The following is a 14,310-nucleotide window of genomic DNA, read 5'->3' as shown; positions in this document are numbered from 1 at the left end:
TGCCGCTGCACTAAGCGCCCGCATCCATCGCTTGGTAAAATCGATCATTTACGCCTTCCGCTCGCGAGGGCGCGCAGCGTACCCAGGGAACATCGAATGAAACAGTATCTCGAGCTCGTCCAGACGATTCTCGATACCGGCACTTGGCAGGAAAACCGCACGGGCATCCGCACGATCAGCATGCCCGGCGCGATGCTGCGTTTCGACCTGCAGCAAGGCTTCCCGGCCGTGACCACGAAAAAGCTCGCGTTCAAGTCGGCGATCGGCGAACTCGTGGGCTTTCTGCGCGCGTCGAAGAGCGCGGCGGACTTTCGCGCGCTCGGCTGCAAGGTGTGGGACGCCAACGCCAACGAGAATCCGGAGTGGCTCGAGAATCCGTATCGCCAGGGTCCGGACGATCTCGGCGACGTCTACGGCGTGCAGTGGCGCAAGTGGCCCGCGTACAAGCTCGTCGACGCCTGCGCGGGCGACCAGATCGCCGACGCCACGAATCGCGGCTATCAGCTCGTGACGAGTTTCGTCGAAAACGGGCGCGAGCAGGTGCTGCTGTACAAGGCGATCGATCAGTTGCGTCAATGTCTCGACACGATCATCGAGCGCCCGACCGACCGGCGCATTCTGTTTCACGCGTGGAATCCGGCGAAGCTCGACGAGATCGCGCTGCCCGCGTGCCATCTGCTGTATCAGTTCATCCCGAACGCGGTGACGCGCGAGATTTCGCTGTGTCTGTACATTCGCAGCAACGACGTCGGCCTCGGCACGCCGTTCAATCTGACCGAAGGCGCGGCGCTCCTGCATCTCGTCGGACGGCTGACGGGCTACAAGCCGCGCTGGTTCACGTACTTCATCGGCGACGCGCACATCTACGAAAACCAGCTCGACATGCTGCACGAGCAACTGAAGCGCGAGCCGCTGCCTTCGCCGCAACTGATCATCTCCGATCGCGTGCCGGATTACGCGGTGACGAAGCGCTATGAACCGGAATGGCTGGAGAAGATCGAGCCGAAGGATTTCGCGCTCGAAGGCTACAAGCATCACGACGCGCTCACGGCGCCGATGGCCGTATAAGCCGGGTTTCGTCGCTTTGCACAAGAAAACGCGCGGTCGAGGCCGCGCGTTTTGTTTTTGGGGTCTTAACCGCGATGGTGCTCGTTGCCGCCGCCACGTTGCTGTTGCGGTTGTTGCGGTTGATGAGGCTCCCGATTCTGCATCTGCGGCGGCGGAGCCTGACGAACTTCCTGATGCATCGGCTGACGCGTTGGCTCCTGGTGAGGCTGCGGCCGCTGCGCTTCCGGCTGCGGATGAGGCGGCGGCATCTCATGGCGCGGCTGTTCGACCCGCGCCTGGCGATACGCCTCCGGCGACGCGTGATTGGGCTGCGGCTGCATCGAATGCATCGGCATGCGTTGATCGACGTGCGGCGCATCGTTTGCGCGTTGACGCTGCCACATCGGTTGATACGCCTGCTGCGGCGCGCGCGGCTCGCGCGAAACGGCATGTCCGCGCGATGAATCCCCATGCGCGAAGCGCGGATCGTTCGCGCCGAATTGCGCAGCCTGCGGCGGATGCGCAACGCCGTAGCCATGCGGCTGCGCAGGCTGAGCGGGAACCGGCGCCGGCAACGCGCCCCCCGCGATGACCGACCGCGCCGGTCCATGCGTCGCGACGAGATGCACCTGTTCGTTGCGCGCGCCGTACCCGCCGCGCGGATCGCGATTCTGCTGCACGTACCGGTCATGAAAAGCCGGCGGCGCGACGGGCGCGCGTGTCGCGACCACCGGTCGTCCGAATCCGGCCTGCGGCGGCTGATAACTCGCGCGTCGCCCACCGGGCGCGAAGCTGTCGCGCGTCGGCGCAATGCCCGGCGCGCCCGCGAAGAAGCGCGGATGGCGCCAGCGCGACGGATCGACCGCGTACGGCTGACGTCCGACCGGCTGGCCAAGCACGAACAGGTTCGTCGGCACGGCCGTCAGCCCGCGCGGCGCGTGATAGTTGACGTACGTATTGCGCACATAGACATTGCGGTTCACGCGTTCGAAATAACGCGGACTCCAGCCATCACGATGCGGACGCCACGCTTCGCCCGGTCCGAGCGGAAACCACGCGACGCCCGCCGCCGCGATGCCGCCGACCGTCACCGCGACGTTCCAGTCGGGGCCGCCATCGCCATCGCCGACGAAACCGACGAGCGCAGGCGAATACGCGGGCGGCGCGCTGACGTCCATCGGGCCGGGCACCCACGCCCATCGCGATCCGATATACGCCCAGCGGCCATAGTGATACGGCGCGAAGCCCCACGGCGCGTCGTCGATCCATGTCCATCCCCACGGATCCTGCCAGGCCCAATGTCCCTGACGATACGGCGCCCAGTCGGCGGACACGGCGGTCGGCGTCCAGACCGGCCCGTACGACGGATCGTTGCGCCACGTTCCGTTGGCGTCGAGATCCTGATAACCGGGCACGTCGCGCGATACATATCGCGCCGAAATCGAGCGATCTTCGGATGCGTCGCGCCCGGCGGCCCATTCATCGAACGCGTCGGGCGCGGGCGCCGCATTCGCCGATGCCTGCTGCAGATTCGTGCCCTCGAACGTCATCTGCTGCCCGCCCGCGAGTTGCACGGAGCCACCGTCGCCGTACGCGGTGACGCCGCCGCTTCGCACCGTCACGGTCGTCGCGCGGCCATCGGGCGCGACGTCGACGCGCATCTCGCCGGGCGTCGTGATCGCGAGCGCGGTGTTCGGCGTGTCGATCTCGTAGGTCGTGCCGGGCGGGAGTTCGCGCACGCGCGTCGACAGCGTGCCCTGGGCGATCTTGAGTTGCACGGTGTCGTCGTCGAGCGCGAGGACGGACAGCGCCGTCGATGACCCGAGCCGCACCGCCGTCGAACCGATATGCAGTTCGGAGCGCGCGTTCTCGTCGTTCCAGAGTTGATCGCCCGTCGTCAGCGGACGATTGATCTGCGCGTAGGACCAGTCGGATGCGCCCGCTGGCTCGGTCGTCACCGTGCCCGCCATGTAGTTGAGCCGCGCGATGCGTCCGGGCGGATCGCCTTGTCCGGTTTGCGCGAACGCGTTAAGCCCCGATGCCGACAAAAGCACGCACAAAGCGGCGATCTTGATCTTCATTACGTTCTCCGGCGGCCGCGCGTGCGTTCCGTTCGGCGCACTGAGTTCGCGAGACCTGTCGGATCAATGTATCGCCGGCGCCTGTATCCGTACGATGCCGTTTGTAACGGCTCGCAGGCGCGCGTAACAAAGCTTTATCGCGCGGACAGGAAGCCTTCGAAATGCCGATGCCCCGCGGGCGTCACGCGCAGGACGCGGCGTTTCGCCGTGCGCTCGATCCAGCCGTGCGACTCGCACGCGTCGAGAAACGCCGCGCCGAGCGCGCCGCCCAGATGCGGCCGGCGCTCGCTCCAGTCGATGCAGGTGCACGCGAACCGTCGCCGCCGCGCGCGCTGCGCCTTCAGATCGATGCCGAGTTCGGCGAACGCCTGCGCGCCTTCGGGCGTGGCGTCGAGCGCGGCGGGGCCGTGCGCGGCGTCGTGACGATCGGCGGCGGCGAGCCAGTTGCGCGCGATCATCCGCTCGAAGAGCTGCACGGCGAGCTCGCCCGCCAGATGGTCGTAGCAGGTGCGCGCGAAACGCATTTCGACAGGCACGGCGGAAGGCGGCCGTTCCGGCGCGCGCTGCGGCGCGCTCGCCCGCGCGAGATTGGCGAGCGCTTCGATGGCCGCGGCGATATCCGCCGTCGCGATCCGGTAGTACCGATGCCGTCCGCTCACTTCGAGCGCGAGCAGTCCGCCTTCGGTCAGCCGCGCGAGATGCCCGCTTGCCGCCGATGGCGACAGCCCCGCGATCATCGTCAGTTCGCCGGCGGGGCGCGCGGTGCCGTCCATCAGCGACCAGAGCATGGCGGCGCGGCCCGGATCCGCGATCAGCGCGCCGATGCGCGACAGGCCGGGAAAATGGCGCGCGCGGGAATCGGCGTCGTCGAAAGCGGGGTTCATGGCGATTTCCGTATCGGGCGAAGTAGTCGATGCGTCCACTGTAGCGCGATCGCGCAACCGACGTTTCACCGTGCGCCGAAATGTCGATGCGCGAGGCGCGGCGCTAGAATGACCGCTGGCATTTCGAGGCAGCAGGGGAGAATTCCATGGCCAGATTCATTCTCGCGAGCGCTATAGGCGTTCTCGTGCTCTGCGCGGGCTGCGCGGGCGCGCCGTCGTCAGCGGCGGGCAGCGGCGGCAGCATCACGATGTACGGCACGATCGATCAGGGCATCACCGTCCACGATTGAATATTGCCGACCCTATAATCGGCATTCATTTTCCGCATCAGACGGGCTTCCCATGAATACGCCGACCTCATCCCCCATTCCAGCCGTCCCGAAAAGCCGTGCGGAAACCACTTTCCGCTTTCTCGCCGAGCCGACTTCGGTGAATTTCGGCGGCAAGGTGCACGGCGGCGCGCTGATGAAATGGATCGACGAAACCGCCTACGCCTGCGCCGCGATGTGGTCCGGGCGCTATGCGGTCACGGTGAGCGTCGGCAACATCCGTTTTCGGCGGCCGATTCTCGTCGGCAATCTGGTCGAATTGCGCGCGCGCGTCGTGACGACGGGGCGCACCAGCATGCACATCCACATTTCCGTGCATGCGGGCGATCCGAAAGTCGGCGAGCTTCAGCAGACGACCGATTGCCTGATGGTTTTCGTCGCCGTCGATGAAAAAGGCCAGCCGACGCCCGTGCCTGCGTTCGTGCCGGAAACGGAAGAGGAAAAGCGCCTCGCGAAATACGCGATGGACGTGAAGGACGCGCTCGATGCAATCGTCGAGCTGAAGCCGGAAGAGGTGGCAGCGGGGAAGGTGTAACCCGCCGCTCTTCGGGCAAGAACGCGCTTACCTTTTTCCCACCATTTCCTCCGGCTTGACCCATTCATCGAACTGCTGCTCGGTCACGTGACCGAGCGCGAGCGCGGCGGCCTTCAGCGTCGTGCCTTCCTTGTGCGCCTTTTTCGCGATCTGCGCGGCCTTGTCATAGCCGATATGCGGATTCAACGCCGTCACGAGCATCAGCGATTCGTTCAGCAGACTGTCGATGCGCTTCTCGTTCGGCTCGATGCCCACCGCGCAGTTATCGTTGAAGCTCTGCGCGCCGTCCGCGAGCAGGCGGACCGATTGCAGCACGTTGTGCGCGATCATCGGCCGGAACACGTTCAGCTCGAAGTTGCCGCTCGCGCCGCCGAAGTTCACCGCGACATCGTTGCCGAAGACCTGGCAGCAGAGCATCGTGACGGCTTCGGATTGCGTCGGGTTCACCTTGCCCGGCATGATCGAGCTGCCCGGCTCGTTCTCCGGGATCGACAGCTCGCCCAACCCGCAGCGCGGTCCGCTCGCCAGCCAGCGGATGTCGTTGGCGATCTTCATCAGGCTCGCCGCGACCGTCTTCAGCGCGCCGTGCGCGGCGACGAGCGCATCGGCGGCGGCCATCACCTCGAACTTGTTCGGCGCGGTCTCGAACGGCAGGCCGGTGAGCTTGCCGATCGCCTGCGCGACCTTCACCGCGAATTCCGGATGCGCGTTCAGCCCCGTACCGACCGCCGTGCCGCCCTGCGCGAGCTGATACAGATGCGGCAAAGTCGCCTCGACGTGCTTCATGCTCTGATCGAGCTGCGCGACGTATCCCGAAAACTCCTGCCCGAGCGTGAGCGGCGTCGCGTCCTGCAAGTGCGTACGGCCGATCTTCACGATCTTGTCGAACGCCTTCGCCTTCTTGTCGAGCGTATCGCGCAACGTTTTCAGCGACGGCAGCAGATGCTTCTTGATCGCCACGGCCACGGCGACGTGCATCGCGGTCGGAAACACGTCGTTCGACGACTGGCCGCGATTCACATCGTCGTTCGGATGCACGAGGCGCTCCTCGCCGCGCGGACCGCCCATGATTTCGCTCGCGCGATTGGCGATCACCTCGTTCAGATTCATGTTGGTCTGCGTGCCCGAGCCGGTTTGCCAGACGGCGAGCGGAAATTCGTCGGGATGCTTGCCGTCGATGATTTCCTCGGCCGCCTGAACGATCGCCTTCGCCTTCTTCGAGTCGAGCACCTTCAGGCCTTCGTTCACTTCCGCGGCGGCGTGCTTGATGATCGCGAGCGCGGTGATCAGCTCGGGCGACTGCTTTTCCGTCGAAATCTTGAAGTTTTGCAGCGAGCGCTGCGTCTGCGCGCCCCAGAGCTTGTCGTTCGGCACGGCGATCTCGCCGAACGTGTCCTTCTCCATCCGTACGTCGCCCTTCGCATCGTGTGACATGGCGTGAGTTTCCTTACGAAGTTGGATCAAAGCTGCTTGTCGACGGGCAGCATCATGAAGAGGCCCGTCATCGCATTGCGATAAAGACCTGCCTCGGGATCGAAATTGTAGGTGACGAGACTGCCGTTTTCCTCGGTGATCCAGACGAGGCCCGACTGCGGCGCGCCCGTGCGCCGAAGCTCCTCCGTCACCGCCGCGCTCGCCAGTTGCACCTGCCAGCTCACCTTCGGCGAAATGCCGTTCTCGAAGAGTTTCGCGGCTTCCTCGGCGATCGGCTTGCTGTGGATCACGAGCGCGAGCTCGGTATTGAGCTTCGCCGAACGCGGATCGAGATTCATCGAGCCGATCACGAGGATACTCCGATCGATCACATAGGCCTTCGCGTGCAGGCTCGCGCGCGACTGCGAGCCGAAGAGACCCGCGCGCGGACTGCTTTCGCCTTCGACCTGAATCGGCTTGAACTCGTACAGTTCGACGCCGCTTTGCAGCATCGGAATGCGATACGGCGCGTAGCCCGCCTGCACGGCGACGGCATCGGTCGCGGCGAGCGAATTCGTCAGCACCGCGACGCGCACGCGGCGCTTCGTCAGACCGGCGAGCGCCTTCACGCCCGCGTCGTGCGGCACGAAGTAGGGCGACAGGATCAGGAATTCGCTCTGCGCGTCCTTCAGCAGAGCGACAAGGCGCTCCATCGGCGGGCTTTTATAGTCGTCGCTCGGATGCTCGATCTTCGATGGCGAATCGACCCGGAACTCCGTCGGCGCCCACACGAGGCCCATTTCCTCGCGCGCGATCTGCTGCGCGAGCGGCGTCGCATTGAGCGGCTTCGCGTTCAGCGGATCGGCCTGCTCGCGCCAGTGCTTGCGCAAGTCGTCGCGGGTCTTGTCGAGTTCGCGGGCGTCGAACTTCTGCTTGTTGAGCGCGCGCAGCGGGTACGCGAGCGAACTGTTCCAGTAATCGTCGAAGCTCGCGGATATTTCTTGCGTGACCGGACCGGCGGCGAAGACGTCGAGATCGCGAAACTGCAAGGTCGGGCTCGCGCTGAAGTACTCGTCGCCGAGATTGCGGCCGCCGACGATCGCGATCTGGTTGTCCGCGATCATCGCCTTGTTGTGCATGCGGCGCGTGAAGTGACTGAGATTCGTGAAGAAATTCTGCGTGCGCTCGGAGAAGCTGCGTTGCGCGCTGCCGTACGGGTTGAACACGCGAATCTCGATCTTGTCGTGCGAATTGAGCGCCGCCATGATCTGGTCGATGTCCTTGAAGTTCAGATCGTCGACGAGCATGCGCACGCGCACGCCGCGATCCGCCGCATACAGCGCCGCGCCGAGCAGCAGCTTGCCGGTGTTGTCCTCGTTGGCGATGTAGTACTGCATGTCGAGCGTCTTCGTCGCCGCGCGCGCGAGTGCGATGCGCGCCTGCAGCGCGTCGGTGCCGGTCGGCAGCAGGCGCACCGCCGACTCGTCCGGATGCCGTTTCTCGAGCGGCGCGAGGGCGGTCGCGAGGGGCGTCGTTTCCGTCGATGCCAGCGCGTGGCTCTCCGGCCGGTCGAACGCCGTCGCGGGCGGGCGCGTCTCGCAAGCGGCGACGAGCGTCGTCATCGTCACGATGACGGCGATGTTGCGCACGGCGGCGCCGAATGTTCGTGCGCGCGCGTCGCGGCGCGCGATTTCCCGCAATCCCCGGTTTTCCGACACTTCGATTCCCCGTTCTGGTCGCCGCTCGTGAAGCGCTCGGCGACGTTTTCGCGTTTTCGGTCTTCAGCACGAAAGTAGCAAGGAGCGTACTCGCGCCGGATCTCGAAATTATTCTATGGGAAATCGGGAAAGCGCCGAACGTTGCACTGGGCGGTGGCGTACGGACGAAAAAAAGCCCGCTGGCTAGAGCGGGCCTACAACCCCTGTCACAGATGTCTCAAGGAGGAGACGGGTTCATCGTAGCAATGCGCGCCGCGCGGCCCAACCAAGCATTCGTGCTATGCAAATCGGCGCGCGGATCGTGTGCTTATCAGACGTGACCGTGCGGCGCGGCGCTCGCGGCGCCGGCGTCGTCCGGCCGTGGCGTGATGCCGGTTTCGATGAAGCGCCGGCTGATGCGATGGAAGCGCAGCGTCATCAGCACGGCGACGCTCGCGAGCCCGGCCGCGAGGCCCCACCACAGGCCCTTCGCGCCGAGTTCGAAGTGGAACGCGAGCACATAGCCGGTCGGAAAGCCGACGCCCCAGTAGCCGAACGCGGCGGCGAGCATCGGAATGCGCGTGTCCTTCAGGCCGCGCAGGCAGCCGGAGCCGACCGTCTGCATGCCGTCGACGATCTGGAACACCGCCGCGACGCCGAGCAGCGACGCCGCGAGCGCGACGGTATGCGCGTTGGCGGGATCGTCGAGATGCAGATACAGCCCGACGATCGCGCGCGGCACGGCGATCAGCACGAGCCCGGAGCACATCATGAAGCCGACGCCGAGCGCGAGCGCGACGAAGCCCGCGTGACGCGCGGCGACAGGCACGCCCGCGCCGACCCAGTAGCCGACGCGCACGTTCGCCGCCTGGCCGATCGCCAGCGGCACCATGAACGCGACCGACGCGACGTTGAGTGCGATCTGATGCGCGGCGAGCGGCGCTTCGCCGAGCAGGCCGACCATCATGCCGGTGGCGAGAAAGAGCGTCGATTCGACCCCGTAGGTGATCGCGACGGGCCAGCCGATGCTGAACAGTTCGCCCATCAGCGGCAGGCGCGGGCGCGCGCGCGCGACGAAATGCCGGTAGCGCGGCCGCAGATGCAGCACCGCGACGAGCGCGATCGCGATGCCCCAGACGGTGATCGTCGTCGCCGCCGCCGAGCCGAGGAAGCCTTCGCGCGGCAGGCCGTACGCGCCGTGGATCAGGCCGTAGTTGAGAAAGCCGTTGACGAACACGCCGCCGATGGAGATCCACAAGAGCCTGCGCGCCGCGCCAATGGCGGGCAGAAACGCGCGCATCATCCCGACGCCGATCAGACTGCCGGGCGTCCCCCAGCGCAGCACCGCGCAGTATTCGCCGACGTTCTTCGCGAGCGTCGCGGGTTCGTGGAACGCGAGCAGGATCGGTTCGGCGTAGCTCAGCAGCACGAACGCGGGCACGGCGAGCAGCAAGGAGAGCACGAACCCGGTCCAGTAGATGCCTGGCACGCGATGATCGGCATTCGCGCCGCGCGCATGCGCCACCGACACGGAAACGGACGTCAGCACGCCCTGCAGGAGCGTCACGACGACGAAAAAGAGATTCGCGCCGAGGCCGCCCGCGGCGAGGGCATCGGGGCCGAGCGAGCCGAGCAGGATGGTGTCGGTGACGCCCATCGCCATCTGCGAGAGCTGCGCGATGGCAAGCGGCGCGGCGAGACGCGCCGTGTCGACGGCGTGACGCGAGAGGCTCGGCGGTCCTTGATGCGCGCGCGCGGCGCGCGTGACTGGCGGTTGCATGTTGATCGGATCGAAACGAAAAGGCCGCAATGAGTGCGGCCGGACTGGAACGCGAGGGGGCAAGGATCGAAGCGCAAACGCGCTGACGGGAACCGACGCTGAAACCAGAACGAAAGAACAGACCGTCAGCTTATTGCGTCGCGTGCGGCATGTCGATGACGCGTTTGCTTATGCCCGGATTTTCGCAATTGCGCGGCGTGTGCGCGCAAATCGCCGCGCGCTTAATCGGGCGCGCGCACGTAAATCGTCTGGCCGTCGAGCTTCACTCGCTGACCCGCGCGGATCTTGCAGGTCTTGCGCAGTTCCACCTGGCCGTCGACGGTGACATCGCCCATGGCGACGCGTGCCTTCGCCGAGCCGCCGCTGTCCGCGAGGCCCATCAGCTTGAGCAGATTGTGGAGTTCGATGAAGTCGCCCGTCAGGGTGAATTGGAGTGGCGGCATGAGGCGGGCAAGGCGGGAATGCGGGAAGGGCTCAATGATAAACCACGCCGGGCATGCGCCGTGCTCAGGGATCGCGAGGACCGGTAATCCCCACTCAAGCGCGCTCGTTGGCAAATGTAGCCAGATGAAACCGTCGGTAACAGTGACTGATTTTCGCGAACTTGCCCGATTGACCGCCGGTCCGACCATTTGATCGATGCAGCTTCGGTCATCTTTCCAATCGACAAAAGTCGCGCGGATCGCTCGTTTCACCGTCGTAAGAGCGCCGCCGACGCCAACTAAAGAGAGGACTAGCTCATGACTCGCGCACGAATCCTTTTGATCGGCTCCGCCATCGCCACGTTCGCCGCTTCGGGCGCCTATGCGCAAACCGCGACCCAGTCCGCACCGGTGCAGACTCAAACGCAAGCGCAAGTGCAGCCGATGCAAGCCCAACAGCCGATGACGCCGCCGCCGCAGAACCTCGTCGCGCCCGCGCCGACCGATCCGCTCGTCGAGCGCCGCAATGCCAATGCGAAGGCGAACGCCGAATACAGCGCGTCGAAGAAGGCGTCGAAGGCCGAATTGAAGGCGCAAACCGAGCAGGCCAAGGCGCAGTACAAGGAAGAGGTGAAGAACGCGAAGATCAATCGCAAGGCGGACAAGGACGCCGCCAAGGCCGAATTGAACGCGACCGAGCCGAACGCACCGAAGGACACCGGCTTGCAGCATTAAGCGGGCGAACCGGGAATCGCCGCGAGCTCGCGTTTGGCGCGGCTCGCGGCATCGAACAAGGGAGAAGACCATGAATCGAAAAACTCATGCACTGCTGGCCGCGCTGATCGCGGGGACGTTCGCGAGCGCGAGCGTGGCATCGTTCGCACAAACGACGTCGGATACGCCGACTGCCGCCGATCAAAAGGCCGCGAAGGAACAGAGCAAGGCCGACAAGAAGGCGGCCGTCGCGCAAGCCAAGGCCGACAAGAAAAAGACCGAGGCGCAATCGGACGCCAATGAAGCCGCCGCCGAAGCGAAGCTCAAGAACGCGAAGAAGGCCGACTGACGCAAATCTTTTCCAGCGATGCGAGCCCGGTTCCGTGCGAGCCGGGCTCGTTGCATTTGGGGCCAAAACCCTTGTCGAGCCAAAGGCTTGCGCGTGCGGGTTGTATGGATATACAGTGTGCGTCACTCATTTCCCGCCGCCTTTTCTCCCGTGCTCACGCTCCCCGACACCGCCGACGAATCCACCACGAAACAGGTCGCCGACTATCTCGCGAAGCTCAACGAGGCGCAGCGTCAGGCCGTCGAATTCGGCGTCGACGAACCGGGGCGCGCGGGCGGGCCGCTGCTCGTCATCGCGGGCGCGGGATCGGGCAAGACCAACACGCTCGCGCATCGCGTCGCGCATCTGCTGGTGAAAGGCGCGGATCCGCATCGCATCCTGCTGCTCACGTTTTCGCGCCGCGCGGCGCTCGAAATGACGCGGCGGGTGTCGCGCATCGCAATGAACGCGCTCGGCACGAGAAGCGCAATCGCGCAGGGTTTGTCGTGGTCGGGCACGTTCCATAGCGTCGGCGCGCGGCTGTTGCGCGAATACGCCGATCTCGTCGGGCTCGCGCCGTCGTTCACCATCAACGATCGCGAGGATTCGGCCGATCTCATGAACCTCGTGCGGCACGAGCTCGGTTTGTCGCCGAAGGAAAAGCGCTTTCCCGCCAAATCGACGTGCTTCGCGATCTACTCGCGCGTCGTCAACACCGGCGCGTCCCTGGCGACCGTGCTCGATCAGTCGTATCCGTGGTGCCGCGAGTGGGAAGCGGACCTGAAGCGCCTCTTCGCCGCGTACGTCAGCGCGAAACAGGCGCAAAGCGTGCTCGATTACGACGATCTGCTGCTCTACTGGTCGCATCTCGCGGCGGAGCCGTCGATTGCCGCCGATCTCGCGAGCCGCTTCGATCACGTTCTCGTCGACGAATATCAGGACACGAACCGTCTGCAGGCATCCATTCTTCTCGCGATGAAACCGGACGGGCGCGGCCTCACCGTCGTCGGCGACGATGCCCAATCCATCTACTCGTTTCGCGGCGCGACGGTGCGCAACATCCTCGATTTTCCCGGCCACTTCGATCCGCCCGCCGCGACCGTCACGCTCGACCGCAACTATCGTTCGACCTTGCCGATTCTCGAAGCGTCGAACGCGGTGATCGGCCTCGCGACCGAGCGCTACACGAAGAATCTGTGGACCGACAAGGCATCGGCGCAAAAGCCGCGCGTCGTTGCCGTCGCCGATGAAGCCGATCAGGCGCGCTATGTCGTCGAAAAAGTGCTCGAAGCGCGCGAAGGCGGCATGAAGCTCAAGGCGCAGGCGGTGCTGTTTCGTGCCGCGCATCACAGCGCGGCGCTCGAAATCGAATTGACGCGCCGGAACATTCCGTTCGTGAAGTTCGGCGGGCTGAAGTTTCTCGATTCCGTTCATGTCAAGGACGTGCTCGCGGTGTTGCGCTGGGCCGAGAATCCGCGCGATCGCGTCGCGGGCTTTCGCGTCGCGCAGTTGTTGCCGGGCGTCGGACCGGCGATCGCCGGGCGCCTGCTCGACAGCGTGAGCGCGCCGGACGCGGTGGCGTCGAATGCGATCGCCGCGTTTCAGGCGCCCGCGCGCGCGTCGGAGGACTGGCCGCGTTTCGTCGGCCTGATGGCGAAGCTCTGCGGCCGCGACTCCGGCTGGCCCGCCGAGTTCGAAATGATCCGGCGTTGGTACGAGCCGCATCTGGAACGCAATCACGAGGACGCGGCGATCCGCATCGGCGACGTGTTGCAGATGGAAAGCATCGCGGCGACGTATCCCACGCGCGAGCGCTTTCTCACCGAACTGACGCTCGATCCACCCGACGCGACCAGCGACGAATCCGGCGTGCCGCTGCTCGACGAAGACTATCTGATTCTCTCGACGATCCATTCGGCGAAGGGCCAGGAATGGCGCAACGTGTTCGTGCTGAACGGCGTCGACGGCTGCATTCCGTCCGATCTCGGCACGGGCAGCGACGAAGAACTCGACGAGGAACGGCGGCTGTTATACGTCGCGATGACGCGCGCGAAGGAAGACCTGCACATCATCACGCCGCAGCGCTTCTACGTGTACAACCAGACGCATCTCGGCGACCGTCACGTATGGGCGCAGCGCACGCGTTTCATTCCGCCGCATCTGATGCAGAACTTCGAAGCGGCCGCGTGGCCGCCCGTCATCGCGCCCGCTGCGCCGACGGCGGCGGGGCTGGCTGCGGCCGCGAAAGCGAAGATCGATATCGCGGCGCGCCTAAAGGGAATGTGGGACTGACCTGAATCTCAGCGCTGCGCGCGCGATGCACGCGGCGCGCGCGGCGACGGCGAGAAGATGCTGCGCAGCCATGCTGCGAAGCGTGTGTAGCCGTCGTAAGGCTCTTCGACGAAAAGCTCGGGCCGCAGCGAGCGCAGATATTCCAGCACTTGCTGCGCTTCCTGCTTCTGGATCGAGCCATAGAAGATGCCGAGCCGCAGCAGGCAGCGCAGTTCGCCGAGCTTCTCGCGCGCGGTCGAACCGATGCTCGTCTCCACCGAAATCTTGGTTTCATACACGCGCTGACGTAGCGAATCGGCGAGACGCCATGCGGGCGTCTGCATCTTTTCCTCGACTTCGCGAATATCCGCCGCCGCCGATTTGATCTGCGAGGCGAGCATGTCGACTTGCGATACGTCGCCGTCCGCTTCGGTGACGATCGCCGTCGCCCACGCGCGCGATGCCTTGACGAGATCCTCGGCGGTCCAGTCCGCGCGGATCGCGAAGGCGAAGCCGTGCTCGGCCGCCTGCCGGATCAGGATCTCGACGACGTCCGGAAACTCCTTGTCGAGCGCGCGCTTCGCCCACGCGTACTGGCCGTGCGTGAGCATGCGCTGCACCGCCTGCTCGGTGAGCGGCGTGTTGTTGTCCAGGAGCTTCGCGCGCAGGAAGTCCTCGAACGAAGGCGTGACGAATTGCGGATCCAGCTTCAGCGACAGACGCGTGAACGCTTCGAAATCGCGCTGCAGCGAAGCGATGGTCTCGTCGCGTAACGATAAGGTGATTTGACGCATGTTGGTTCCCGGTTC

At 65.3% G+C, this 14,310-nt stretch carries 13 protein-coding genes; 6 read left to right on the top strand and 7 right to left on the bottom strand.

The genetic code is table 11. The annotated features are described in order from the left end of the window. The first annotated feature begins 96 nt into the window (after window positions 1-96). Complete coding sequence (locus LDZ23_RS09975; protein ID WP_008342312.1) at window positions 97-1,068, top strand: thymidylate synthase; 972 nt, start codon at window positions 97-99, stop codon at window positions 1,066-1,068. 65 nt (window positions 1,069-1,133) lie between these two features. On the opposite strand, the gene LDZ23_RS09970 is transcribed toward LDZ23_RS09975, so the two are convergent. Continuing rightward, the gene (locus LDZ23_RS09970; RefSeq protein ID WP_008342311.1) at window positions 1,134-3,128 is read right to left on the bottom strand and encodes a DUF6600 domain-containing protein; all 1,995 of its coding nucleotides are present in this window, start codon (window positions 3,126-3,128) and stop codon (window positions 1,134-1,136) included. A gap of 134 nt (window positions 3,129-3,262) precedes the next feature. After that, window positions 3,263-4,012, bottom strand: coding sequence for an ArsR/SmtB family transcription factor (locus LDZ23_RS09965; RefSeq protein WP_008342310.1), 750 nt, complete (start codon window positions 4,010-4,012; stop codon window positions 3,263-3,265). A 146-nt stretch (window positions 4,013-4,158) separates the two neighbouring features. Between LDZ23_RS09965 and LDZ23_RS09960 the strand changes: the two genes are divergently transcribed. Beyond that, window positions 4,159-4,302, top strand: coding sequence for a hypothetical protein (locus LDZ23_RS09960; protein WP_200889189.1), 144 nt, complete (start codon window positions 4,159-4,161; stop codon window positions 4,300-4,302). Between the two features lie 52 nt (window positions 4,303-4,354). Further along, window positions 4,355-4,876 carry an acyl-CoA thioesterase gene (locus LDZ23_RS09955; protein WP_033537097.1) on the top strand — a complete coding sequence of 174 codons (522 nt, stop codon included), beginning with the start codon at window positions 4,355-4,357 and terminating at the stop codon, window positions 4,874-4,876. Window positions 4,877-4,903: 27 nt separating this feature from the next. On the opposite strand, the gene fumC is transcribed toward LDZ23_RS09955, so the two are convergent. From fumC to LDZ23_RS09935, 4 genes are all read right to left on the bottom strand, one after another. Beyond that, the gene (gene fumC / locus LDZ23_RS09950; RefSeq protein WP_008342308.1) at window positions 4,904-6,310 is read right to left on the bottom strand and encodes a class II fumarate hydratase; all 1,407 of its coding nucleotides are present in this window, start codon (window positions 6,308-6,310) and stop codon (window positions 4,904-4,906) included. A gap of 26 nt (window positions 6,311-6,336) precedes the next feature. Continuing rightward, entirely contained in the window at window positions 6,337-7,911 is a 1,575-nt protein-coding gene (locus LDZ23_RS09945; protein ID WP_033537110.1) for a phospholipase D family protein, read from the bottom strand. A 406-nt stretch (window positions 7,912-8,317) separates the two neighbouring features. Beyond that, window positions 8,318-9,766, bottom strand: coding sequence for an MATE family efflux transporter (locus LDZ23_RS09940; RefSeq protein WP_034472804.1), 1,449 nt, complete (start codon window positions 9,764-9,766; stop codon window positions 8,318-8,320). 221 nt (window positions 9,767-9,987) lie between these two features. Further along, on the bottom strand, window positions 9,988-10,209 hold the full coding sequence (locus LDZ23_RS09935) for an RNA-binding S4 domain-containing protein (protein WP_008342305.1): 222 nt from the start codon (window positions 10,207-10,209) through the stop codon (window positions 9,988-9,990). 297 nt (window positions 10,210-10,506) lie between these two features. On the opposite strand from LDZ23_RS09935, the gene LDZ23_RS09930 reads away from it, so the two are divergent. The 3 genes from LDZ23_RS09930 to LDZ23_RS09920 all read left to right on the top strand — a co-directional run bounded on the left by LDZ23_RS09930 (window position 10,507) and on the right by LDZ23_RS09920 (window position 13,522). Continuing rightward, window positions 10,507-10,923, top strand: coding sequence for a hypothetical protein (locus LDZ23_RS09930; RefSeq protein WP_033537095.1), 417 nt, complete (start codon window positions 10,507-10,509; stop codon window positions 10,921-10,923). Window positions 10,924-10,993: 70 nt separating this feature from the next. Then, window positions 10,994-11,251 (top strand): hypothetical protein, encoded by a 258-nt coding sequence (locus tag LDZ23_RS09925; RefSeq protein WP_008342303.1) that lies wholly within the window; start codon window positions 10,994-10,996, stop codon window positions 11,249-11,251. A 150-nt stretch (window positions 11,252-11,401) separates the two neighbouring features. Then, window positions 11,402-13,522 (top strand): ATP-dependent helicase, encoded by a 2,121-nt coding sequence (locus tag LDZ23_RS09920; RefSeq protein ID WP_033537094.1) that lies wholly within the window; start codon window positions 11,402-11,404, stop codon window positions 13,520-13,522. A gap of 8 nt (window positions 13,523-13,530) precedes the next feature. Here LDZ23_RS09920 and LDZ23_RS09915 read toward each other — a convergent pair whose 3' ends face one another. Continuing rightward, on the bottom strand, window positions 13,531-14,295 hold the full coding sequence (locus LDZ23_RS09915) for a DUF4088 family protein (protein WP_008342301.1): 765 nt from the start codon (window positions 14,293-14,295) through the stop codon (window positions 13,531-13,533). Between the last annotated feature and the right edge of the window lie 15 nt (window positions 14,296-14,310).

Origin of the sequence: Caballeronia zhejiangensis (genome assembly GCF_022879815.1) — a bacterium.
Classification (GTDB): Bacteria; Pseudomonadota; Gammaproteobacteria; order Burkholderiales; family Burkholderiaceae; genus Caballeronia; species Caballeronia zhejiangensis.
This window is presented reverse-complemented; position numbering and strand designations above follow the sequence as displayed.

Coding starts and splice junctions, on each gene's coding strand:
- LDZ23_RS09975 (WP_008342312.1), top strand. CDS start 97: ATGAAACAGTATCTCGAGCTCGTCCAGACGATTCTCGATACCGGCACT.
- LDZ23_RS09970 (WP_008342311.1), bottom strand. CDS start 3,128: ATGAAGATCAAGATCGCCGCTTTGTGCGTGCTTTTGTCGGCATCGGGG.
- LDZ23_RS09965 (WP_008342310.1), bottom strand. CDS start 4,012: ATGAACCCCGCTTTCGACGACGCCGATTCCCGCGCGCGCCATTTTCCC.
- LDZ23_RS09960 (WP_200889189.1), top strand. CDS start 4,159: ATGGCCAGATTCATTCTCGCGAGCGCTATAGGCGTTCTCGTGCTCTGC.
- LDZ23_RS09955 (WP_033537097.1), top strand. CDS start 4,355: ATGAATACGCCGACCTCATCCCCCATTCCAGCCGTCCCGAAAAGCCGT.
- fumC (WP_008342308.1), bottom strand. CDS start 6,310: ATGTCACACGATGCGAAGGGCGACGTACGGATGGAGAAGGACACGTTC.
- LDZ23_RS09945 (WP_033537110.1), bottom strand. CDS start 7,911: ATGACGACGCTCGTCGCCGCTTGCGAGACGCGCCCGCCCGCGACGGCG.
- LDZ23_RS09940 (WP_034472804.1), bottom strand. CDS start 9,766: ATGCAACCGCCAGTCACGCGCGCCGCGCGCGCGCATCAAGGACCGCCG.
- LDZ23_RS09935 (WP_008342305.1), bottom strand. CDS start 10,209: ATGCCGCCACTCCAATTCACCCTGACGGGCGACTTCATCGAACTCCAC.
- LDZ23_RS09930 (WP_033537095.1), top strand. CDS start 10,507: ATGACTCGCGCACGAATCCTTTTGATCGGCTCCGCCATCGCCACGTTC.
- LDZ23_RS09925 (WP_008342303.1), top strand. CDS start 10,994: ATGAATCGAAAAACTCATGCACTGCTGGCCGCGCTGATCGCGGGGACG.
- LDZ23_RS09915 (WP_008342301.1), bottom strand. CDS start 14,295: ATGCGTCAAATCACCTTATCGTTACGCGACGAGACCATCGCTTCGCTG.